The following is a 20,076-nucleotide window of genomic DNA, read 5'->3' on the forward strand; positions in this document are numbered from 1 at the left end:
CCCCGCGGGCCCCCCCCCCCCCGCGGCCGCGCCCCCCCCCCACCGCCCCCGAGACGTTGTTCCTAGGAGGTGAACTCCCGGGCGACGACCTCGGCGATCTGCGCGGTGTTCAGCGCGGCGCCCTTGCGCAGGTTGTCCCCGCACAGGAACAGCTCCACCGACTTCGGGTCGTCGAGGGACTGACGGATCCGGCCGACCCAGGTGGGGTCGGTGCCCACGACGTCGGCCGGGGTCGGGAACTCGCCCTGGGCCGGGTCGTCCAGGACCGCCACACCCTCGGCCGAGCCGAGCAGCTCACGGGCGGCGTCCGCGGTCACCTCGTTCTCGAAGGTCGCGTGCACGACCAGCGAGTGGGTGGTGATCACGGGGACGCGCACACAGGTCGCGGAAACGCGGAGGTCCTCAAGGCCCAGGATCTTGCGGGACTCGTTGCGGACCTTCAGCTCCTCCGAGGACCAGCCGCCGTCCTTGAGCGAACCCGCCCACGGCACGACGTTGTAGGCCAAAGGCGCGGGGAAGGGCCCGAGCTCGCCGACGGTGGCGCGGACGTCGCCCGCCTTGTCACCGAGCCCGCGGTCGGCCCCGGCCTTGGCCATCTGGTCGCGCAGGGTGTCGATGCCCTCCTGACCCGCACCGGAGGCGGCCTGGTAGGAGGACACGACCAGGCCGGAGACCTGGAAGGCGCGGTGCAAAGCACCGATGGCCACGATCATCGACAGCGTGGTGCAGTTGGGGTTGCTGATGATGCCGCGCGGACGGTTGCGGACCTGGTCCGCGTTGACCTCGGGAACCACGAGCGGGACGTCGGGGTCCATGCGGAACGCCCCGGAGTTGTCGACGGCGACCGCACCGCGGGCGGCGGCGATCGGCGCCCACTCCTTGGACACCTCGTCGGGGACGTCGAACATGGCGACGTCGACACCGTCGAAGACCTCGGGGGCCAGTGCCTGGACCACGACGTCCTCGCCGCGGACCCGAAGGACCTTGCCCGCGCTGCGCGGGGACGCCACCAGGCGGATCTCGCCCCAGACGTTCTCCCGCTCCGAGAGGATGCCGAGCATCACGGTGCCGACGGCTCCGGTGGCGCCGACGACGGCGAGGGTGGGAAGACGGTTGCTCATCGGCCGGTACCTCCGTAGACGACGGCCTCGACCTGGTCTGCGTCGAGCCGGAACTCACTGTGGGCGGCGCGGACGGCCTCGTCGACCTGGTCCTCCTCGACGATGACCGAGATGCGGATCTCCGAGGTGGAGATCATCTCGACGTTCGTGCCGGAGCCCGCGATGGCGTCGAAGAAGCGCGCGGTGACTCCGGGGTAGGAACGCATGCCCGCGCCGATCAGCGAGACCTTGCCGATCTTGTCGTCGTAGCGCAGCGACTCGAAGCCGACCTTCTCCTGGACCTTCTTCAACGCGGCGACCGCCTCCTTGCCGAAGTCCTTGGGGACCGTGAAGGAGATGTCGGTGCGCGAGGTGGAGACCGCCGACACGTTCTGGACGATCATGTCGATGTTGATCTCGGCCTCCGCCAGGGCCCGGAAGATCGTCGCGGCCTCACCGATCTTGTCGGGCACTCCGACGACGGTGATCTTGGCTTCGCTCCGGTCGTGGGAGACCCCGGAGATGATCGGCTGTTCCATGCCTTCGCTTTCCTCGACTTCCGGGACGACCCAGGTCCCCTGCTTCTGGCTGAAAGATGAACGGACGTGCAGGGGCATGTTGTACTGGCGCGCGTACTCGACGCAGCGCAGGTGCAGGATCTTCGTTCCGCACGCCGCCATCTCCAGCATCTCCTCGTAGGAGATCTGGGGGATGCGCCGCGCGGACGGCACGATGCGCGGGTCGGCGGTGAACACGCCGTCGACGTCGCTGTAGATCTCGCAGGCGTCGGCCTCCAGCGCGGCGGCGAGCGCCACCGCGGTGGTGTCCGAGCCGCCCCGGCCAAGGGTGGTGATGTCCTTGGTGTCCTGGGAGACGCCCTGGAACCCGGCGACGATGCAGATCGCGCCCTCGCCCACCGCCTCCGCGATGCGGCCCGGGGTCACGTCGATGATCTTGGCGTTGCCGTGCAACGACGTGGTGATGACACCGGCCTGCGAACCGGTGAAGGACCGGGCCTCGAAGCCCAGGTTCTCGATGGCCATGGCGACCAGGGCCATGGACATGCGCTCGCCGGCGGTGAGCAGCATGTCGAGTTCGCGTGCGGGCGGCAGGGGGGACACCTGCTCGGCGAGGTCGATCAGCTCGTCGGTGGTGTCGCCCATGGCCGAGACCACGACGACGACGTCATATCCCGCTTTTTTCTGAGCCACGATCCGTTGGGCTACTCGCTTGATGGCTTCCGCGTCGGACACGGAAGACCCACCGTACTTCTGCACGATTAGGGCCACGATCGATTGCTCCTGAGGAGTTGGGATCAAGACAATGAAATGGAGTGTAGTCAGCGACGCCGTCGTCTACACCGTCCGACCTGGGACGGGAACGCTCGGAGTGCATGACGCACCAGCGGTCGGGCCTACCCGGTGAAACGGAGGTTACTCATATTTCAACCGCATTACGGCGAAGTGTGAGCTAGAACTCCAAGCTGCGGCGGCCCTCGAAGGCACGGCCGAGGGTGACCTCGTCGGCGTACTCCAGGTCGCCGCCGACGGGCAGCCCGCTGGCCAGACGCGTCACCTTCAGACCCATGGGTTTGACCAGCCGCGCCAGATAGGTCGCGGTGGCCTCCCCTTCCAGGTTGGGGTCCGTGGCCAGGATCAGCTCGGTGATCTGGCCGTCGGCCAGACGGACCATCAGGTCCTTGATGCGCAGGTCGTCGGGGCCGATGCCCTCGATCGGGCTGATGGCTCCGCCCAGGACGTGGTAGCGGCCGCGGAACTCGCGGGTGCGCTCGATGGCGACGACGTCCTTGGACTCCTCGACCACGCAGATGACCGCGGTGTCGCGCCGGGCGTCACGGCAGATACGGCACAGTTCCTCCTCCGCGACGTTGCCGCAGACGGAGCAGAAGCGCACCTTCTCCTTGACCTCGACCAGCGCGTTGACGAGGCGCTTGACGTCCGCGTGCTCGGCGGACAGCAGGTGGAAGGCGATTCGCTGCGCGCTTTTCGGACCGACGCCGGGCAGTCGCCCCAGCTCGTCGATCAGATTCTGCACCGCACCTTCGTACATCGCCTACCCACCAGGTCGGACCGGATTGGCGGGGCGGTCCGTCTCCCCTGACACCACCGTATCCGGCGCGACGACCTCTCACGTACGCGCCGCGGAGGCCGCCCCGCCCAGTGCCCGTCCCGGGTCAGAAACCGGGGAGGCCGGGCATGCCCCCGGGCATGCCGCCGCCGCCCAGCCCCTGGGTGAGCGGACCCATCTTCTCCTGCTGGAGCCTTTCCACCTGCGCCTCGGCGTCGCGGATGGCCGCCAGGACCAGGTCCGCGACGGTCTGCGCGCTCTCGTCCGCGTCGCTCGGGTCGATCGCGTCGGCGGAGACCGTGATGTCCTCCACCTGTCCGCGCCCGCTCAGCCTGACCTTGACCAGGCCGCCGCCCGAGGTGCCCTCGACCTCGGCCTCGTCCAGGGCCTGCTGGGCCTCCACGAGCTGCTGCTGCATCTGCTGGGCCTGCTGGAGCAGGGCCTGCATGTCCATTCCGCCAGGGTTCACGGCCGTCTCCTCGCCGCACTCATGGTGCTGGGTCTCGCAGTTGTGTGGCTGTTGCTGTGAGACTAACCGGTCATCAGGGCGCATGCGGGCTGTCGGGGGCGGTCCCGTGACCGGTGTGCGGGGCCTGGGGGGCCCGGCCGGCGGGACGCACCCGGTTCGCCGTCGAGGTGGTGGCGGCGCGACGCGGCGCCGACTCTCCCGGCGAACGCTTCGACCAGCATCGACAACGAAGAGTAGCGATAACATCACTTTCGGTTGGGAAGGTGCTCAGCGGGGCGCCACCGTCCCGGTGGAGTCCGCGGGCCCATCGGCATCACCGACAGCCACGGGGGACTGAGGACGTGTTGACCGCCAGTGAGCGCCACTCGGCATTGATCGAGGCGATGATCGCGGACGGTACGCTGACCGACGCCGCGCTGATCGACGCCTTCCGGTCGGTCCCACGTCACCGGTTCATCCCCGAGACGGGTGCGCTCACCCCGCACGGGACCGTGCTCAACGCCAACAGCGACCCGGAGCGGTGGCTGGCCGCCGTCTACACCGACAACGCCATCGTCACCCAGGTGGACGAGCCCGGGTCCCCCCGGCCCCGTGAGGCACCCGTTCCGCGCGAGCCCGAGCCCGGGCCGGAGACCGCCTCGGCCTCCTCCAGCGCGGCTCCCACGGTCCTCGCCCGCCTGCTGGGGCTCGCCGGCCTCCACGAGGGGCAGACCGTGCTGGAGGTCGGTACGGGAACCGCGTGGAACACCGCCCTGCTGGCGCACCGGCTGGGAGACGGAGCCGTCACCTCCGTGGAGATCGATCCCCGCCTGGCCGCGTCCGCCCGGAGCGTCCTGCGCGCGGAGGGCAGGTCCCCCGCCGTCCACGCGGCCGACGGCTACGGGGGCTACCCTCCCGACGCCCCCTACGACCTGATCACCTCCACCTGCGGCGTGCGGCGGGTCCCGCCCGCATGGCTCGACCAGGTGCGGCCGGGCGGTCTGGTGGTGTGCCCGTGGGGGCTGCTGGAGGGGGCCGGGGTGCTGGCCCGCGTGGAGTGCCCCGGGGACGGGTCGGCACGGGGGAGCTTCCACGGAGGCGTGGGGTTCGTGCCACTGCGGACCCCGGGCGCGGCGGCCCCTCCCGCACGCGACTCCGGTCAGCAGCCGGACGAGTACCGGCTCACGCAGTCCGACCCGGTGGCGCCGCTGATGGCGTTCACGACGGCGTTCGCCCTGTCCGTGATGGTGCCGGACTGGCGGGTGCGGCGGCGGTGGATCGGTACGGGCTCGGGCGTGTGGGTGTGCGATCTGGAGGGCGTCTCGTGGGTGAGGGTGTACCCCTACGGAACGTCGTGGATGATCGAACAGGGGGGCCCGAGGAGCATCTGGGACGAGTTCGAGGAGGCCCTGGCGCTGTGGGCCGAACTGGGCGAGCCGGAACCGGACCGGTTCGGGCTGTCGGTGGCCGGTGACGGGGCGCACCGGGTGTGGCTGGACTCGGCGGACGGCCGCACCTGGGACGTGTGAACGCGGGGGTCCCGTCCGGCGCGGACAGGGCCTCCCGGGGTGCGGAACCGCCGCCGGTGCCGCGCGGACGCGGCTTGGGAGCGGGAACGCCGACGGCCCCCGACCGTTTCCGGTGGAGGCCGCCGCCGTGCGTTCACGCCGTTCCTTCGGTGTCCTTGGACTCTTCGGGACTCTCGGGTGCGTTCTTCTCCCGAAGCTTGCGCAGGAGCTCCTGCTTGCGCTCCCTGGCCTCGGCGTTGGGCCCGCCCTTGCCCCCGGCCGGACCGCCGCGCATCTCGGAACGGGAGACCGTGGTGCGCTGTCCGCCCATGCCGAGAAGGTTGTCACTGTTCTTGGACATGCGGACCTCCTTTCGCTTCAAGCGAGACGTTTCGTCTCGTCAATGGTGATCCTGCCTCTGTACAGTATCCCTGTCAAGACGATACGTCTCGTCATTTTCGAGCGGTTAGCGTGGAAGCTATGGCAGAGAGCACCCCACCGGAAGAATCCCGATCCTCCCGTCGCGCCCCGGACCCCCGGCGCCGCAGCGAAAGGGCGCGACGCGCCGTCCTCGACGCCGCGTCGGAGCTGCTGGGTGAGGTCGGTTACAGCAAGGTGACCATCGAGGCGATCGCCGCACGGGCCGGGGTCGGCAAGCAGACCATCTACCGCTGGTGGCCGTCCAAGGCCTCCGTGGTGTTCGACGTCTTCACCGCGCTGACCGGGGGCACCGCGGGAGAACCCCTACCCGACACCGGCGACCTGTCCGCCGACCTGAAAACCGTGCTCCGCGCCACCGTCGACGAGTTGAACGACCCCAGGACGGACCGGACCTTCCGCGCGTTCACGACCGAACTCCAAAACGACACGGCGTTCGCCGGGGCCGTCACCGAACGCCTGGTCCGCCCCAACATGGAGGCGATCAAGGACCGGCTGCGCGCCGGACGCGACGCGGGCCAGCTCGTCCCCGGGGCCGACCTCGACATCGTGACCGAGTTGCTGACCGGACCGCTCCACCACCGCTGGCTGCTGCGGACCGGACCCCTCACGCACGTCTACGCGGACGAACTCGTGGACACGGTGCTGACCGGTCTGGCCCCCGGGTCCCGGGCGGACCGCCGACCACACCGGTGACCGCGGTGCCCCGACGTGGTCGGTACCACCGGCGGTCTAGAAGGGCGCGTCCGTGTCCGCCCCATGCTCGATCTCCTCGATCACACGGCCGCCCAGCTCCGTCTCGATGAGCGACGTGCCGCCCGGGCCGCGGGGGGCGGATCCGCCCGCGGGCGCCTGCCCGGCGGCGGATGCCGGAACCGCGGAGGAGGGCCCCCGGGAGGGGGATGCCTGCGCCGCGTCCCCGCCCGGGGCCGTACCCGTCCCCGGGGAGGGGGCGGTCTCCGGCCGCCCGGAGGCGGGAGCTGCGTCGGGGGCCGACCGGGGCCGTGCCCGCTCTGCGGACGGGTCGTCGTACTCCGGCGGCGGGGAGGCGGCCGCGTCCTCGTAGGGGTCCGGCGGCGGCTCCTGGAGGCCGGTGACGATCCGGTCCGGCGGCGGGCCCGACGGACCGGCGGCCGTCGGCTCCGGCGCCTGCTGGGCGGGGGCCGGGGCGGCGGGCGGTGTCGGCGCGGGAGCGTCCCAACCGGCGGGTTCGGCCGGGCGCGCGGGCTCGGGGCGGCGGGCGGACGCGGCGGCCGACGCCGCACTGCCGGCCGCGGCGACCCGCACCTCGACGCCGAGGACCTGCCGGATCGCGTTGGCGACCACCTGGTCGCTGCCGCTGTTGCTGAAACCCTTGGCCTCGCTGGGACGGGAGAAGCCGAGCAGGACGGCGTTGCCCTCCACCCCGACCGGACGGACCTCACCGCCGGACAGCACCATCCAGGTGAACCGGCGCAGCCCCTTGACCGCCTCCAGGATCTGGCTCCACGACCCCTGGATCCGGCCCAGGTCCAGGGCGCCGCCTCCATCGGACTGGGCGGCGGGCGCCGACGGGGCCGGGCGCGCGGGTTCGGGCCGGCTCGGACGGGCCGGCGCGTCCCAACCCGCCGGTTCGGGCGCGGCGGCCTGAGGAGCCGCAGGCGCGGCCTGGGCCCGGGGCGGCCGGGCCTCGGGTGCGGCGGGCGCGCGTACGGGCTCGGGGGGTGCCGCCGGTACGGCGGCCCGGACCGGTGCGGCGGGCGGGGCGACGGCGCCGGAGGAGATCCGGCGCTCCATCTGCTCCAGGCGGGCCAGCAGGGCCGCGCCCTGGTCTCCGTCGGTGCCGGGCAGGAGCACCCGCGAGCACATCAGTTCGAGCAGCAGGCGGGGCGCGGTGGCCCCGCGCATCTCGGTGAGGCCCTGGTTGAGGATGTCGGCGGCGCGGGTGAGCTCGGCGGGCCCCATCCGGCCGGCCTGCGACTTCATCTGTTCCGCCGCCTCCGCGGCCACGTTGACCAGGCCCTTGTCCAGGGCGTCCGGCACGGCGGCCAGGATGACCAGGTCGCGGAAGCGCTCCAGCAGGTCCGTGGTGAACCGGCGCGGGTCGTGCCCGCCCTCGACCACCCGGTCGATCAGCCCGAACACGGCGGCGCCGTCGCGGGCTCCGAGCGCGTCGACCATCTCCCCCAGCAGGCTGGAGTCGGTGTAGCCCAGCAGGGACACCGCGCCCTCGCGGGTGATGCCGTCCTCGCCCGAGCCCGCGATGAGCTGGTCGAGCACCGACAGCCCGTCACGTGCGGAGCCGGCACCGGCCCGGACCACCAGCGGCAGCGCGGCGGGGTCGTAGGAGATCTCCTCTTCCTTGAGGAGGTCCTCGAAGAGCTCCCGGAGCGTGCTCGGCGGGATGAGCCGGAACGGGTAGTGGTGGGTCCGCGAGCGGATCGTGCCGATGACCTTCTCGGGCTCGGTGGTCGCGAACACGAACTTCAGGTGCGGCGGGGGTTCCTCGACCAGTTTGAGGAGCGCGTTGAAACCCTCGCGGGTCACCATGTGCGCCTCGTCGATGATGTAGATCTTGAAGCGCGAGCTGACCGGGGAGAAGAAGGCGCGCTCGCGCAGGTCGCGGGCGTCGTCCACACCACCGTGGGAGGCGGCGTCGATCTCGATGACGTCGATGCTGCCACCGCCGTCGGGGGCCAGCGCCACACACGAGTCGCAGGTCCCGCACGGGTCCGGGGTGGGCCCCTCGGCGCAGTTCAGCGAACGGGCCAGGATGCGGGCGCTGGTCGTCTTGCCGCAGCCGCGGGGGCCGCTGAACAGGTAGGCGTGGTTGATGCGACCGCTGCGCAGCGCCTGGCGGAGCGGGTCGGTCACGTGTTCCTGGCCCCGCACCTCACCGAACGTCGCGGGACGGTACTTGCGGTACAGCGCGATGCTCACGGTGTGCTCACTCCCCTGGTCCCTGCCACCCGTCCATTCAACCCGCTGGCGGTGACAGTTCGCACCGGATCGATGAACCGGGAGGGTCCGACCGGGCCCGAGAAACAGAAAGGACCCCCCGCGCACCCGCCAGAGCCCATTTATCCTTGCTGCCTTCCGGCCCTGGGGAGGTTCATGGGGTGACGCCGCACGAGGGGTCTGCCCCGAGTGTATCCGACCTCCCGACCGCTCTGGCAACCTCGCGGAGCGCCCCTCCCGCCCCGGGTGCCCCGGCGCGCATGGCCATGGCGACCTCGCGGGGCCATCATGAACGACATGTTCGACCCCTCGGAATCCACCGACCACTCCTCCGCGCGGCAGGACCTCATCGTGGACACGTTGGAGAACGCCTTCTCCGACCTCATGGCCACGGCTCCGGCCGCGTTCCGAACCAAGTTCCGCAAGATGGCCGCCACTCCCTTCGCGTTCTACCGGGGCAGTGCCTCGCTCTTCTACTCCGACGTCGCGTCGATGGAGGACCCCTGGGCGGACGACCGCACCTCACGGGTGTGGATCCAGGGCGACCTGCACGCCGAGAACTTCGGCACCTACATGGACTCGACCGGACGCCTGGTCTTCGACGTCAACGACTTCGACGAGGCCTACCTCGGCCACTTCACCTGGGACGTGCTCCGGTTCGTGTCCAGCGTGGCCCTGATGGGGTGGCAGAAGGCCCTGTCCGACGACGACATCGGCGCGCTCGTCCCGCGCTACGTCGAGGCCTACGTGTCCCAGGTCCGCCGGTTCGCGACGCAGGGCGGCGACTCCGACTTCTCCCTCAAGCTGGACAACACCGACGGCACGGTCCACGACGTGCTCCAGCGCGCCAGGCTCAACAGCCGCGCGGCGATGCTGTCGTCCATGACCGCCCGCGACGGGTACGACCGGAGGTTCCGCGAGGGGCCGCGGGTACGGCGGCTGGACGACGTCGAGCGCGGGAAGGTGCTCGCCGCCTACCACGCCTACCTGGAGACCATCCCGAACGACCGGCGGTTCGCGTCGCTGGACTACGGAGTCAAGGACGTGGTGGGCAGCGGCGGCTTCGGGATCGGCTCCGCGGGCCTTCCCGCCTACAGCGTCCTCATCGAGGGCCGGTCGGAGGCGTGGGACAACGACATCGTCCTGTCCATGAAGCAGGGGAACGTCGCAGCCCCGTCCCGGGTAGTGACGGACCAGCGCATCATGGCGGCGTTCGAGCACCACGGACACCGCACCGCCGTGTCCCAGCGCGCGCTCCAGGCCCACGCCGACCCGCTGCTGGGGCACACCGAGATCGACGGCGTGGGCTTCGTGGTGAGCGAGATCTCCCCGTACACCAACGACCTGGACTGGGAGGGGCTCACCGAGCCCGAGGACGTCGAGCCGGTGCTGGACTACCTGGGCCGCGCGACCGCCAAGGCGCACTGCGTGTCCGACTCGCACGCGGACGCGACCCTGGTGGACTGGGAGACCGAGGAGGCGCTCATGACGGTGCTCGACGGCCGCGAGGCGGAGTTCTCCGCCTGGTGCGTGCGGTTCGCCCACCGCTACGCGGCCCAGGCGCGCGCGGACCACTCGCTGTTCGTGGACGCGTTCCGCAACAACGCCATCAGGGGGGTGCGGTCCAGCCGGGACTCCTGACCCGCCCGCCTGCCCGCCCGCTCTGAGCTGGGCCCGAGCGGGCGGGAGGAGGCCCCCGGGGAGGCCCTCGGGGAGGCCCTCGGGAGACCTGTTCGGAGCACCCTCTCCGGCGTGTAGAGTTGTGCGCGGAGGATTCGCCTAGTGGCCTAGGGCGCACGCTTGGAAAGCGTGTTGGTGGCAACGCCTCAGGGGTTCGAATCCCCTATCCTCCGCAGCGGCTAGCTGCCGAGACGAAGGCCCCGACCGGACACCGGTCGGGGCCTTCGTCGTCCCTAGTCTCAGTTTTAGTCTCAGTTGGCCGTTCCGGGGCCTGAGCCGCCCTCCTCCGGCTGGGGAGCCTCCCAGATGAGTCCGCCGACCCGGTCGGCCACGTCGGTGCGGACCTCGTCCACCACATGCTGGTAGCGCTTCGCCATCGAGGACGAGGACCACCCCATGATCCCCATCACGGCCCGCTCCGGAACCTCCAGGATGAGCAGCACGGTCGCGGCGGTGTGCCGGGCGTCGTGCAGCCGCGCCTCCCGCAGCCCGGCCTCCCGCAGCAGGGCCTTCCACTCGTGGTGGTCGGTATTCGGGCTGAGCGGCCGGCCGAACTCGTCGGCGAACACCCAACCGCCCTCCTCCCACAGCTCCCCGGCGGCCTCCCGTTCCCGTTCCTGGACGGCCCGGTGCTCCCGCAGGAGCGCGACCAGCGGCCCGGGGAGACCGATCGGGCGCTTGCCCGCGGACGACTTGGTGTCCTTGGTCAGAGGGTTGGTCCGGACCCGCTCCGGGCAGTACCCGGCCTTGCGTCCGCACGTGTCGTCGCAGCCGTGTGCGTACTTGGGTCGGAGCAGGTTCCGGCGCACACGCAGACCGCCGGAGACCAAGTCCAGGTCGGGCCAGCGCAGCCCCAGGGCTTCCCCCTGCCGGAGCCCCAGGGCCAGGGCGATGGCCCAGCGTGCGCCGTTGCGCCGGTCGGCCGCCAGCTTCAGCAGGCGCCGCACCTCCCCGACGGAGTAGGGCTCCACCTCCTCCTCCGCGACCCGCGGTGCCTTGGCCAGCAGCACCGGGTTCTTCGGCAGGTGGCCGCGCCGTACGGCCTCGTTGAGCGCGGCCCGGATGGTGCGGTGGGCATGGTGGGCGGTCGCAGGCTTGCTGCCGTTGGCCTGCATCTTGGCGTAGAAGCGCTCCAGGTGTTCGGGCTGGAGTTTGTCCAGCCAGTGGCCTCCGAGACCCGGGATGAGGTGGACGCGCACATCCACGCGGTAACCGGAGTAGGTGTACTCGCTGACGGATGCCGCGGCGATGTTCTCCAGCCAGTGCGTGAGCCAGTCGGCGACGCGCCACCGCTGCCCGGCCTTGGGCACGCTCCCCTTGTCCCGCTTGCGCTCCAACTCCCGGACGGCCTTGGTGATGTCCTTCCGGGTCGTGCGCATCACGTGGCGGCGGTCCGGCTTGCCGTCGTCCTTGACCCCCACGGTCACGCGCCCGTGCCAGTAGCCGTCCTTGCCCTTGTAGATGGAGGAGGCTCCGTTGGGCTGCCGGGTGCGCTTGGAGTTGTCAGTCATGTCTTGCCGCTCCTGAGAAGTCCGGAGCGGGGCCGCGGCGGCGCGGCCCCGCGAGGGGGTCACGCCGCGCGGTCCTGAGCGCTCTCGTCGAGCAGCAGGGCCACGTACTCGTCGAGGGCGACAGCGGGCACCAGGCGGGAGGTGCCGATCTTGACGGAGCGCAGGCGTCCGAGCCTGATCTGCTCGAAGGCGCGGGTGCGGCCGATGCCGAGCAGAGCGGCGGCCTCCTCGACTCGCAGCAGTTTCTTCTCAGTGGTCATGGCGGTGCTTCCTTTCTGGGAGTGCGGCCCCGGTGGTTGCTTGGCGGCTATGCGCCGGGGCCGCTGATCTGCGGGTGAACCTGGTAGGCGGGTGAGGGCGGGCGTCCTCCCTTCGGGTTGCGCGGGGGCGGGGGCTCCATCGCTATCCAGCCGTAGCCCTCCAGCAGCTCCAGGGAGGGCAGCACGTCAGCGACCTTGGGGAAGGTGCCGCGCGGCAGACCGGAGAACGCCTCGCGCACGGTGAACCGGGCGGGCTGCTTGCGCCGGAGCCAGTCCAGGACCAGGCGGGCGCGCTCGGTCTCAGGGTCGGCGCCCATGTGGTCGAAGGCGGCTTCCGCGTGGCGGGTGAAGTACTCCCCGATCCGGATCGCGGCGGCCATGGTGTCGCCGCTGATGGGGAGCCGGTACCCGTCGACGGGGTTGTCGGCCAGGTGCAGCAGGGCCGCGATGCGCACGATCGCGCCCACGGACTTGCCCGCCCAGTCGGACATGTGCCCCAGGTCCCCGGTGCGCGGGTGCAGGCGCGGCTCCAGCTTGCGGGCGTAGTCGAGCCGGAGTTCGTCGGCCTCCGGGGAGAGCTGGAGGCGGATGGGGTCGGTCCAGTCGAACAGGTGCACCACCATGCGCATGAGGCGTTCCTCGTAGGTGGCGGCCACGTCGGCGGGAACCGGGTCGGGGTCGACGTTGCGGGTGCCGATGTTGGACTCGGGCAGGGCGTACAGGAACCTGCCGAGCAGTCCCTTGCCGCGGAAGCCGGGGCCGGTGGCGATCTCACGGATCACGTCCGGCTGCACGGCCAGGCCCAGGGTCAGCACGGCCGTCTCCACGTGCTCGGTGCGGTCGCGCCGGTCGACGCGAAGCATGTCTCCGGCGTGGCCTTTGAGGAACAGGTCGAAGTTCGGCGCTCCGGAGTAGCGACCCGCGAGGATCTGGAAGATCCCGCCCTCGGCGGAGAGCACGGCGAGCCTGCCGCCCTGGTCGCACAGGATCGAGGCGGCCCGCTCGGGGGTGACGTCGTCGGCCACGAGCTGGGGCACGACGGGGATCGTGATCTCCTCGATCGCGGCCGCGGCGTCGCTGGCGTCGGCGAGCGCGTCCGGGGCTCCCTTGGAAGAGACGGCTTTGGCCTTGGCCTTCTCCGCGACCCCGGCGGCGACCTCCCGTGCCAGCTCCGCTTCCACGATCTGCGGTTTGATCCGCTCGGTCAGCTCTGCTTCGACCTTGAGGATCGGGGAGGTGATCGCGCGGAACACCGCAGACTTGCGCGAGGCGGACGGCAGGGCCACGACCGTGAACAGGTTGACCGGTTCGGTGTAGGTGCCGCGTACCTGCACGATGGCGCGTCCCCCGGCGGCGGTGGACAGGGCGGCCAGGGCGACGCACCCGGCGGCGTCCACGGGCGTCTGGGTCTCCTCCGCGACTGCCTTGACGAAGGCGGCTACCCAGTCGGGCAGGCAGTCGGCGGGGAAGGTGGGAAGGGTGCCGCGGGCACCGAGCGGAGTGGGAGCGTCCCACTCCTGCCCGGTGACCGGCCGACCGTCGTCGGGGATCACGCCGCGGCTCCCCGGGGGCGGCGGATTCCGGCCTGGAGGCCGCTGCGCACGGTGTTCTCGGCTTCGTCCGCTCCCAGACCGATCTGGAGTGCGGCGTTGGTGAGCTGGTCTTCGGCCAAGTGCTTGGGGAGCATCCCCGCGCCTACCAGCGTGCCCACGGCGAACGCGGCCTTGTTCAAGGTGTGATTGCGGCTGCCCTCCTTGGCGGCGAGCACCCGGTCGACCTCTCCACGCAGTGCCCGGGTGACGTAGGTGGCGGCGCTGGGGTGCGAGGCGAGCATGCTGTGCACCTGTCCGGAGGTCAGCGGGCGTCGGCGGGCCGGTTCCAGCAGCGTCGCCAGCCAACTGGGGAGCGGAGCCGTGTCGGCGGGGTTGGTGACGGTGTAGGGGCCGCGGCCGTCCACGTCGGCGACGTAGGAGCCGGGGCCGACGACGTAGCCGCCGGTGGCGCGGGTGTCGATCAGCCACCCCAACCGGCCCGAGGTGTTGCGGTAGGAGGCGTTCTCCGGGGCCATGTAGTACAGGTGGATGCCGCCCCGTCGGGTGGTCACGGTGAACGTGTCCAGGAACGTGGTGTCGCCCTCAGCGTGCTTCTCAGCGAGCGCAGCGAGAACGTCCGCGCCGTTGGTGATGCCGGGGCGCTCCCACTCCGGAGGTGGGGCCTCGCCGTCCTTGGGGGTGTCGAGGTCGACCACCACCAGGCCGGAGGGTCCGCACGCGACGGCGATGTTGTGGGCGGGGTGGACTCCCCAGTGGGCACGGATCGCGTCCGGGTCGGTGGTGGCGTGCCGCTCCCAGTCGGTGAAGGTGCGCACGGGCCGCTTGGCGCGGGTGCGCAGTGGGAAGACGTGCCAGCCGCGGTTGGCGGCGGCAAGGGCGTAGGGCAGGACGTTCGTGGGGCTCACGTGTAGCACCACCCTCCGTCGCAGCTGGCGTCGTCGTCGGGGAAAGGCAGGGTGTCCATGCCCTCGGGAACGACCTGGCGCAGTGGGGCACCGTGACGGGTGAGATAGACGTGGTCCTTGCCCAACGTGTCACGCCGCTCATTGAGCAGGTCTTCCAGGGCACAGGCCTTGTCGAACAGGCCGGGGCGCTCACGGCGCATGTCGATCCACGTGCTCATTCGGTGGAAGGGACAGAACCAGCAGCTCGACTTAGGCGGCAGCGGCAGTCCGAAGGAGCGAATGATGCGGGGGCAGTCCGCGCGGCGGATGCCCAGGTCGAGCAGGGGGTAGACGATGTTCTCGTGGGGTTCGCAGCGGCGGTTGTTGGCACGGTGGATCTCGTCCACACTGATGCCGATCCCGACGGTGGCGGGGTTGTCACGGGTGGCGCCGTGTTGTCGGAGCCACTTGCCGACGACCTTGATCTTGAAGTCGGCGGTGCAGGAGCGGGTTCCGGGGGCGCCGTTGGACATGCGCACGGGGATGGGCAGGGAGCGCGACCCTTCGCGGGTGAGCCTTCCGTAAAGGGTCTCGGTGGTGCCGTCGCGCTTGGTGCGGTCGAGCTGGTGGAGGGTGAGGCCGTGTTCGGCGGCGAAGGGGGCCGCGTGGTCGCGGACGTAGTCGAGGGTGGCGGGGTCTTCGCTGTCGTTGCCGACGTTGGCGAACAGGAAGGTGGTGAAGTCCAGTTCGCCTGTGGCGGCCAGGGCCAGTGCGGCAGTGGACTGCCATCCTCCGCCGAAGCTGAACGTTCGCAGAGCATGCGTCATGATGGGTAGTGCTCCTTGCGGTGACGTAGGGAGTGCTCTTTCTGGGAGCGCGGCTCCGGTGGTTGCTTGGCGGCTATGCACCGGAGCCGCTTTCGTGTGTGGGGCCGGGTTGGACGCCCCGGCGCGGTGTTACAGGTCAGCGGGTGTCCAAACCGGGTTTGGACAGGGTCTGGACACCTGGTTTGGACAGGGTCTGGACAAGGGCTTGGACACCCGGTTTGGAACGGGTCAGGCCGCGACGAGTGCGTGGGCGTCACGGACGGACCACAGGCCGTTCTCGTCGTCGTGCTGGATTCGCCCGGCGTCCTCCAGCTCCGAGAGCTGGCCGTAGAACCAGCTCCTCCCGCGCTCCACGCCCATCTCCGCCAGGCCGCTCCTGAAGTCACCGGCCTTGAACTGGTGCCCGTTGCCCCAGTCCTCCAGGAGCGCGTCGATTGCGGCTCGGGCTTCCTCCGCGCTGGCCTTGGTGCCCTTCTTGCGGGTCGGAAGGGCGAAGTCGTCCTCGGGGTCCAAGGGCGGGATCTCCGTGTCGATGTCGCCCACGATCTCGGGGTCGTCGTCGGGAGTCTTGAGCACGACCGGTTCGATGTCCTCGTCCACGATCAGCTCCTCGTCGTCCACGTCATCGACCGCGGGCACCGTCACAGCAGGGGTCATTACCGGTGCGGCGGTTGCGGCCCGTGCGGTGGCGCGGCTACGGCTCGCCAGGAACTCGGCGTACTCGGTGCCGAACGCCTGGCGGGTCACTGCGTCGAGCTTGGCGTCCTGGTCAGGGAGGCCGTTGGCGGCGACGGTCAGGTCCCGGTTCTCGTCCTTGGGGTCGGTGGTGGGCGGGCCGAACACCTTGACCGCCACCACGTGTCGATCGGGGTCGACGTGCTCGATCGCGGCATAGGCCGCGCCCGGCTTGGACTTGCGCCACCGCGACGGGTCGCATCCGGCCTCGGTCACGTAGTCCGGGAGCACGAAGCTGGCGTCGGCGAAGTCGCGGACCCCGAAGCAGATACCGTCACCCAGGTTCGCGCGGGTGTCGGTGTCGAGGTTGCCCCAGGTTGCCCGCTGAAGGCTGAGATCGAGGTGGATGCCGGTGGACCGGGCCACTCGCGCGATCTCCACGATCTCCTCGAAGTCGACCACCTCGGCGGCCTCTTCCACGAGGATGTGCAGGAAGGTCAGCCCCGACTCGGGCACCCACTGCGAGTGCCCTCGGTCGGCCAGATGGTTGGCGCGGGCCTTGATCGCGCGCTTGACCGCGGCGAGCTGCTTGCGGGCATTGGGCTTGGTGTAGGCGGGCCACCCGATCGCGCCCTCGATCGGCCCCAGGGTTTGACGGCCCTTGGCCAGGTCGATCGCGAGCGTGAACGTGTCGCGGCGGGCGGCGACCTGCACCATCTTGACCTTGCCGTACACGCTCTTTCCGGCGCCTGCCATGCCGACCGTGAGCGAGTGCCGGTTGGTGATCTGGTTGAAGAACGGCTCGCCGTCCTCGTAGGTCCCCAGGTGCAGCGGGTGGTCCACGATCGAGGCTCCGACGTGTGTGGCCTCCAGGCCCGGCCAGGGGATGAGCTTGCCCATGACGTCCTGCTTGGTGATGACCAGCTCCGCCTTGTCGGCGCGGCCCTGGTCCTCGATCACCCGGATCGCGCCCGGCGCGACCCCGTAGGCGCTAGCGAGTTCCTTGGCGCGGTTCTGAATGGACTCGGCGGTCTCGCCGTTGTCCAGGGTCAGCTCGTGTCGCTGCTGCATCTCGGTGTCCGAGATCAAGCGAGCGCGCACGTCGCGGAGCTTGATCTTGGCCGCGATCTCCTCGAAGGTCGGCAGCACCCGCCCCTTCTTGGGGGCGGTCTCGGCGGTGCCCTGTCCACGTGCCCACAGGTGGACGTTGGAGATCGCGGCGGCAGCCGCTCCCCCGATAAGCAGCGCGTCCATGAGCGGGCGGCCGGGGCCGAACACCGTGGCCATGGAGAGCCACGCCCCGGCCCCGCCGGTCATGGCGGTAGCGATGTGGTGGGCGTACCAGGTGCGTGCCCCGGTCAGACGGTGGGTTGCGTAGGTGACGACCCCGCCGGCGGCTGCGACGGCAGCCGCGGCCAAGCCGGTGTACATTCCGGCGTCTCCCCACATCCAGTGGGTGAAGTATCCAGCCGGTATCAGTCCCGGAGCTGCCAGCCAGGGCCGGATGTAGTCCATGGCGGTGTTGCCGCGCCGGACCGGTGCCTCGGAGCCGTCCCGGCCCCGCACAACGACTTCATTGCGAGCCACGTGGGCCTCCTTCGTGGTGGGCGGGGGCCGCTCCGAGCGGCCCCCGCGGGTCGGGTTCGGTCAGGCGGACAGGTCCAGGGACCGGCGGCGCTTCTTGCGCTTGACCAGGTGGTCGAAGTGCTTGAGCATCGACCCCCAGGTGCGGACAGCCTCCACGCCAACGAGGCGCTGGGCTTCGGCCGCGCGGCGCAGGTGGCGGGCCACCGACCGGGCCTTGCGGCGCATCGCCAGGCGACTCTCCCCGCTACCGGGCGGCAGCTCCTTGAGCGCGGCCTCCAACTCCTGCGCAGAGAACTCCAGCTCCACGGCCAGAGCCCGGCTCAGCTTGCGGGTGGTCTCGGTGTAGTGGCGGATGTCCGAGCCGGTCTCGAACTGGATAGCTTCCAGGTCCGCCATGATGCGCTTCAGCTCGGAACGCTCGGTGTTGGCCTCAGTCATGGGTCTGGGTCTCCTCACTCGGGCGGGTGATGACGACGGCGATGACCCCACGTCCGGGGCCGTGGCGGCGCGTGCGGGCAGCGGCCAGGTGTTCACGCCAGGTCCGCCCCAGCCAACCCAGGAGCACACCCAGGGGCCGGTTCAGAGGACGGATGTCCAGGCAGGCGGAGACCAACGTGTCCGTCTGCAACAGCAGGTGGTCGATGAAGGCCACGGTGGCCGCGAAGCGAGTCCGCCAGTCCGTTCGAGCACTCACGAGGCGTCGCCTCCGGCCTCGATCTCTCGGCGGATACGGCGCACGGTGGACTCGCCCAAACCGAGCGCTTCGGCGATCTCGGCCGTGTGAGCGTCGGGGTCCCGGTACAGGTGGTCGGCGACGCGACGGCGGTTGCGCTCCCCTTCCAGACGACGGCGCTCCTGAGCGGTCAGCACCCGTTCGGCGGACTCGTCGTCCTCGTGCGAGCGGTCGCGCTCACACGGGCGCTCAGACGGGATGACCTGCTCCGGCTCCGGAGCGGGCGGCACGGTGACGGGGTCCTGCTGCCCGTGTGAGCGCTCCGGGGAGTCGCCGTGTGAGCGGTCCTCCTCGTGCGAGCGCTCGGACGGGCCGCCGTGTGAGCGGTGGTGGTCGCGGAGGTAGTCCGCGGCCTCCTCGGCGATGGCCTCACCCACCACCGCCAGGCCGTCACCGGGGTTGTGGCGCGGTGGTGCGGGGATCACCTCGTTCTGCCCGCTCTCCACGTGGTTCGGAGCCGTGGCACCGGTGATGCGGGCCATCACCGCGGTGATCGCGTCGGCGGAGGTGACCGTGATCAGGTAGGCGAACAGGCTGAACGCGGCCGATCCCAGCGAGGCGACGGCGCCCACGGGGCCAGAGCCGATCGTGGAACCGATGATGCTCACCAGCAGCGGGATCACGATGAGCGCGGCCAGGGCCGTGCGCACACGCCCCTTGGGGAGCGCCCCGGCGAAGGCGAGCTTGCCCGCCCAGACGATCGCGGCCGTCGACATACCGGTCAGGGCGACCTCTGCGAGGTAGCCGATGCCGGTCGGAGCCGCGGGCTGGTGGGTGTGGACGGCCGCTTCCAGCCCCATCGCGGACCCGATCGAGAGGACGATCGAGGCTGCGAGGGACAGGTGGGCGAAGTGCCGACGCGAGCGGGTCAGGTCCAGGACTGTGTAGGCCGGATCGGTGGCCGCTCGGGCGGCGTCCACGGCCTGGGCGGCCCGGATGGCCTCCTCGGCGCGGCGGTCGGTCTCACGCTCGGAGCGCAGCACCCGGCGGTGCTCCAGCTCCAGGCGGGTCCTCAGCCGTTCGGCGGACAGGGTGTCCGCCTGCCCCCGGGTGGCGGGGTTCAGCCGGGGATCGGACAACAGGTCCTGGTCGGGGACGGACTGGAGGGCCTTGGCGTCCTGCACCTGCTTGCGCAGGGCGGCCACCACGTCGGTCGGCTCGGGAGCGGTGCGCTTCTTCCGGAGGGTCATCGGTCGTCTCCCAGCTTGGACAGGCGACGGATGGTGTCGCGGTCGGCGCGGGCGTTAGGCCAGAGCAGGCCACCGGTCAGACGCCAGGTGAGGGCGGCGACCGCCAGCAGGGCGAACAGGGAGATCAGGACGGCCATCAGTGCCTCCTCCGTCGGGTGGTCTGATCGAGGATCAGGCGGGTGCGTCCCCAGCGGCGGAATGTGCGGCGCACCTTGCGGACGACTTCGGTGATCTTCAGCAGGGCGAAGCCGACCAGGGCGGCGACGGTTGCTCCCGCCAGGGCGGCGGCGATCGTCTGCTCGGTCACGGGGTCACCTCCGACTGCTCGCTGTCGTCGGCGATCCGGCAGATGCAGGTGATCCGCACTCCGGTGCCGTTCCAGTCGTCGGCGTACACCGAGGCCACGGTGCTGTCCCAGCCGTGGACCGGGGCGTCGAAGGCCCGGGAGATGTCCGTGATGAGCTGGCGGCGCTCCTTGACGGTGCTGTGCTTGGGGCTCAGCCACAGGTCGACAACGGGGCCGTCGCTGTGCTCCGTCCTGACCGACAGCTCGGGGTAGTCGCCGGAGAGCTGGCCGACGATCACCGAGGCGATCACGAGCAGTTCCGGCGCGGACATGGGGCGCGTCGCGGTGGGGTTCTCGGTTCGGGTGGCCAT

General features: G+C 70.9%; 21 protein-coding genes, 1 tRNA gene and 1 other RNA gene. 4 read left to right on the plus strand and 19 right to left on the minus strand.

Going from position 1 to position 20,076, the window contains the following annotated elements; genetic code table 11:
• Nucleotides 1-62: 62 nt before the first annotated feature.
• The 4 genes from ACFWTE_RS06860 to ACFWTE_RS06875 all read right to left on the minus strand — a co-directional run bounded on the left by ACFWTE_RS06860 (nucleotide 63) and on the right by ACFWTE_RS06875 (nucleotide 3,642).
• Nucleotides 63-1,121 carry an aspartate-semialdehyde dehydrogenase gene (locus tag ACFWTE_RS06860; protein WP_378778381.1) on the minus strand — a complete coding sequence of 353 codons (1,059 nt, stop codon included), beginning with the start codon at nucleotides 1,119-1,121 and terminating at the stop codon, nucleotides 63-65.
• Complete coding sequence (locus ACFWTE_RS06865; protein ID WP_378778382.1) at nucleotides 1,118-2,389, minus strand: aspartate kinase; 1,272 nt, start codon at nucleotides 2,387-2,389, stop codon at nucleotides 1,118-1,120. The genes ACFWTE_RS06860 and ACFWTE_RS06865 overlap by 4 nt, the downstream gene beginning before the upstream one ends.
• 181 nt (nucleotides 2,390-2,570) lie before the next feature.
• Complete coding sequence (recR, locus tag ACFWTE_RS06870; protein WP_378778383.1) at nucleotides 2,571-3,170, minus strand: recombination mediator RecR; 600 nt, start codon at nucleotides 3,168-3,170, stop codon at nucleotides 2,571-2,573.
• A gap of 124 nt (nucleotides 3,171-3,294) precedes the next feature.
• A complete protein-coding gene (locus tag ACFWTE_RS06875; protein ID WP_267950577.1) occupies nucleotides 3,295-3,642 on the minus strand; it encodes a YbaB/EbfC family nucleoid-associated protein in 348 nt (115 codons plus the stop codon).
• Nucleotides 3,643-4,001: 359 nt separating this feature from the next.
• On the opposite strand from ACFWTE_RS06875, the gene ACFWTE_RS06880 reads away from it, so the two are divergent.
• Nucleotides 4,002-5,165 carry a methyltransferase domain-containing protein gene (locus tag ACFWTE_RS06880; protein ID WP_378778458.1) on the plus strand — a complete coding sequence of 388 codons (1,164 nt, stop codon included), beginning with the start codon at nucleotides 4,002-4,004 and terminating at the stop codon, nucleotides 5,163-5,165.
• Between the two features lie 133 nt (nucleotides 5,166-5,298).
• On the opposite strand, the gene ACFWTE_RS06885 is transcribed toward ACFWTE_RS06880, so the two are convergent.
• Entirely contained in the window at nucleotides 5,299-5,505 is a 207-nt protein-coding gene (locus tag ACFWTE_RS06885) for a DUF6243 family protein (protein WP_378778384.1), read from the minus strand.
• Nucleotides 5,506-5,624: 119 nt separating this feature from the next.
• Between ACFWTE_RS06885 and ACFWTE_RS06890 the strand changes: the two genes are divergently transcribed.
• Nucleotides 5,625-6,278, plus strand: a complete 654-nt coding sequence (locus tag ACFWTE_RS06890; RefSeq protein WP_378778385.1) for a TetR/AcrR family transcriptional regulator — start codon at nucleotides 5,625-5,627, stop codon at nucleotides 6,276-6,278.
• Nucleotides 6,279-6,314: 36 nt separating this feature from the next.
• On the opposite strand, the gene ACFWTE_RS06895 is transcribed toward ACFWTE_RS06890, so the two are convergent.
• Together ACFWTE_RS06895 and ffs are read right to left on the minus strand one after the other, a co-directional pair.
• Nucleotides 6,315-8,501, minus strand: a complete 2,187-nt coding sequence (locus ACFWTE_RS06895; RefSeq protein ID WP_378778386.1) for a DNA polymerase III subunit gamma and tau — start codon at nucleotides 8,499-8,501, stop codon at nucleotides 6,315-6,317.
• Between the two features lie 106 nt (nucleotides 8,502-8,607).
• Nucleotides 8,608-8,703, minus strand: an RNA gene (ffs, locus tag ACFWTE_RS06900) — signal recognition particle sRNA small type.
• 104 nt (nucleotides 8,704-8,807) lie between these two features.
• Here ffs and ACFWTE_RS06905 point away from each other — a divergent pair.
• Nucleotides 8,808-10,160 carry a DUF2252 domain-containing protein gene (locus tag ACFWTE_RS06905; RefSeq protein WP_378778387.1) on the plus strand — a complete coding sequence of 451 codons (1,353 nt, stop codon included), beginning with the start codon at nucleotides 8,808-8,810 and terminating at the stop codon, nucleotides 10,158-10,160.
• Nucleotides 10,161-10,287: 127 nt separating this feature from the next.
• Nucleotides 10,288-10,372, plus strand: a tRNA-Ser gene (locus tag ACFWTE_RS06910).
• A 78-nt stretch (nucleotides 10,373-10,450) separates the two neighbouring features.
• Here ACFWTE_RS06910 and ACFWTE_RS06915 read toward each other — a convergent pair.
• The 12 genes from ACFWTE_RS06915 to ACFWTE_RS06970 all read right to left on the minus strand — a co-directional run bounded on the left by ACFWTE_RS06915 (nucleotide 10,451) and on the right by ACFWTE_RS06970 (nucleotide 20,076).
• Nucleotides 10,451-11,710, minus strand: a complete 1,260-nt coding sequence (locus ACFWTE_RS06915) for a tyrosine-type recombinase/integrase (RefSeq protein WP_378778388.1) — start codon at nucleotides 11,708-11,710, stop codon at nucleotides 10,451-10,453.
• 59 nt (nucleotides 11,711-11,769) lie between these two features.
• Nucleotides 11,770-11,970, minus strand: coding sequence for a helix-turn-helix domain-containing protein (locus tag ACFWTE_RS06920; protein WP_378778389.1), 201 nt, complete (start codon nucleotides 11,968-11,970; stop codon nucleotides 11,770-11,772).
• 47 nt (nucleotides 11,971-12,017) lie between these two features.
• Nucleotides 12,018-13,523 carry a YfjI family protein gene (locus ACFWTE_RS06925; RefSeq protein ID WP_378778390.1) on the minus strand — a complete coding sequence of 502 codons (1,506 nt, stop codon included), beginning with the start codon at nucleotides 13,521-13,523 and terminating at the stop codon, nucleotides 12,018-12,020.
• A complete protein-coding gene (locus ACFWTE_RS06930) occupies nucleotides 13,520-14,428 on the minus strand; it encodes a bifunctional DNA primase/polymerase (protein ID WP_378778391.1) in 909 nt (302 codons plus the stop codon). The genes ACFWTE_RS06925 and ACFWTE_RS06930 overlap by 4 nt, the downstream gene beginning before the upstream one ends.
• Complete coding sequence (locus tag ACFWTE_RS06935) at nucleotides 14,425-15,234, minus strand: phosphoadenosine phosphosulfate reductase (protein ID WP_378778392.1); 810 nt, start codon at nucleotides 15,232-15,234, stop codon at nucleotides 14,425-14,427. Before ACFWTE_RS06935 ends, ACFWTE_RS06930 begins: the two co-directional genes overlap by 4 nt.
• 228 nt (nucleotides 15,235-15,462) lie before the next feature.
• Entirely contained in the window at nucleotides 15,463-17,496 is a 2,034-nt protein-coding gene (locus ACFWTE_RS06940) for a hypothetical protein (RefSeq protein ID WP_378778393.1), read from the minus strand.
• A 60-nt stretch (nucleotides 17,497-17,556) separates the two neighbouring features.
• Entirely contained in the window at nucleotides 17,557-17,934 is a 378-nt protein-coding gene (locus tag ACFWTE_RS06945) for a hypothetical protein (RefSeq protein WP_378778394.1), read from the minus strand.
• On the minus strand, nucleotides 17,927-18,190 hold the full coding sequence (locus ACFWTE_RS06950) for a hypothetical protein (protein WP_378778395.1): 264 nt from the start codon (nucleotides 18,188-18,190) through the stop codon (nucleotides 17,927-17,929). The genes ACFWTE_RS06945 and ACFWTE_RS06950 overlap by 8 nt, the downstream gene beginning before the upstream one ends.
• A complete protein-coding gene (locus ACFWTE_RS06955) occupies nucleotides 18,187-19,419 on the minus strand; it encodes a winged helix-turn-helix domain-containing protein (RefSeq protein WP_378778396.1) in 1,233 nt (410 codons plus the stop codon). The genes ACFWTE_RS06950 and ACFWTE_RS06955 overlap by 4 nt, the downstream gene beginning before the upstream one ends.
• Complete coding sequence (locus ACFWTE_RS06960; protein WP_378772410.1) at nucleotides 19,416-19,556, minus strand: hypothetical protein; 141 nt, start codon at nucleotides 19,554-19,556, stop codon at nucleotides 19,416-19,418. Before ACFWTE_RS06960 ends, ACFWTE_RS06955 begins: the two co-directional genes overlap by 4 nt.
• Nucleotides 19,556-19,726, minus strand: a complete 171-nt coding sequence (locus ACFWTE_RS06965; RefSeq protein WP_378778397.1) for a hypothetical protein — start codon at nucleotides 19,724-19,726, stop codon at nucleotides 19,556-19,558. Before ACFWTE_RS06965 ends, ACFWTE_RS06960 begins: the two co-directional genes overlap by 1 nt.
• Complete coding sequence (locus tag ACFWTE_RS06970) at nucleotides 19,723-20,076, minus strand: hypothetical protein (protein ID WP_378778398.1); 354 nt, start codon at nucleotides 20,074-20,076, stop codon at nucleotides 19,723-19,725. Before ACFWTE_RS06970 ends, ACFWTE_RS06965 begins: the two co-directional genes overlap by 4 nt.

This window comes from Nocardiopsis sp. NPDC058631, from assembly GCF_042716955.1.
Lineage (GTDB): Bacteria > Actinomycetota > Actinomycetes > Streptosporangiales > Streptosporangiaceae > Nocardiopsis.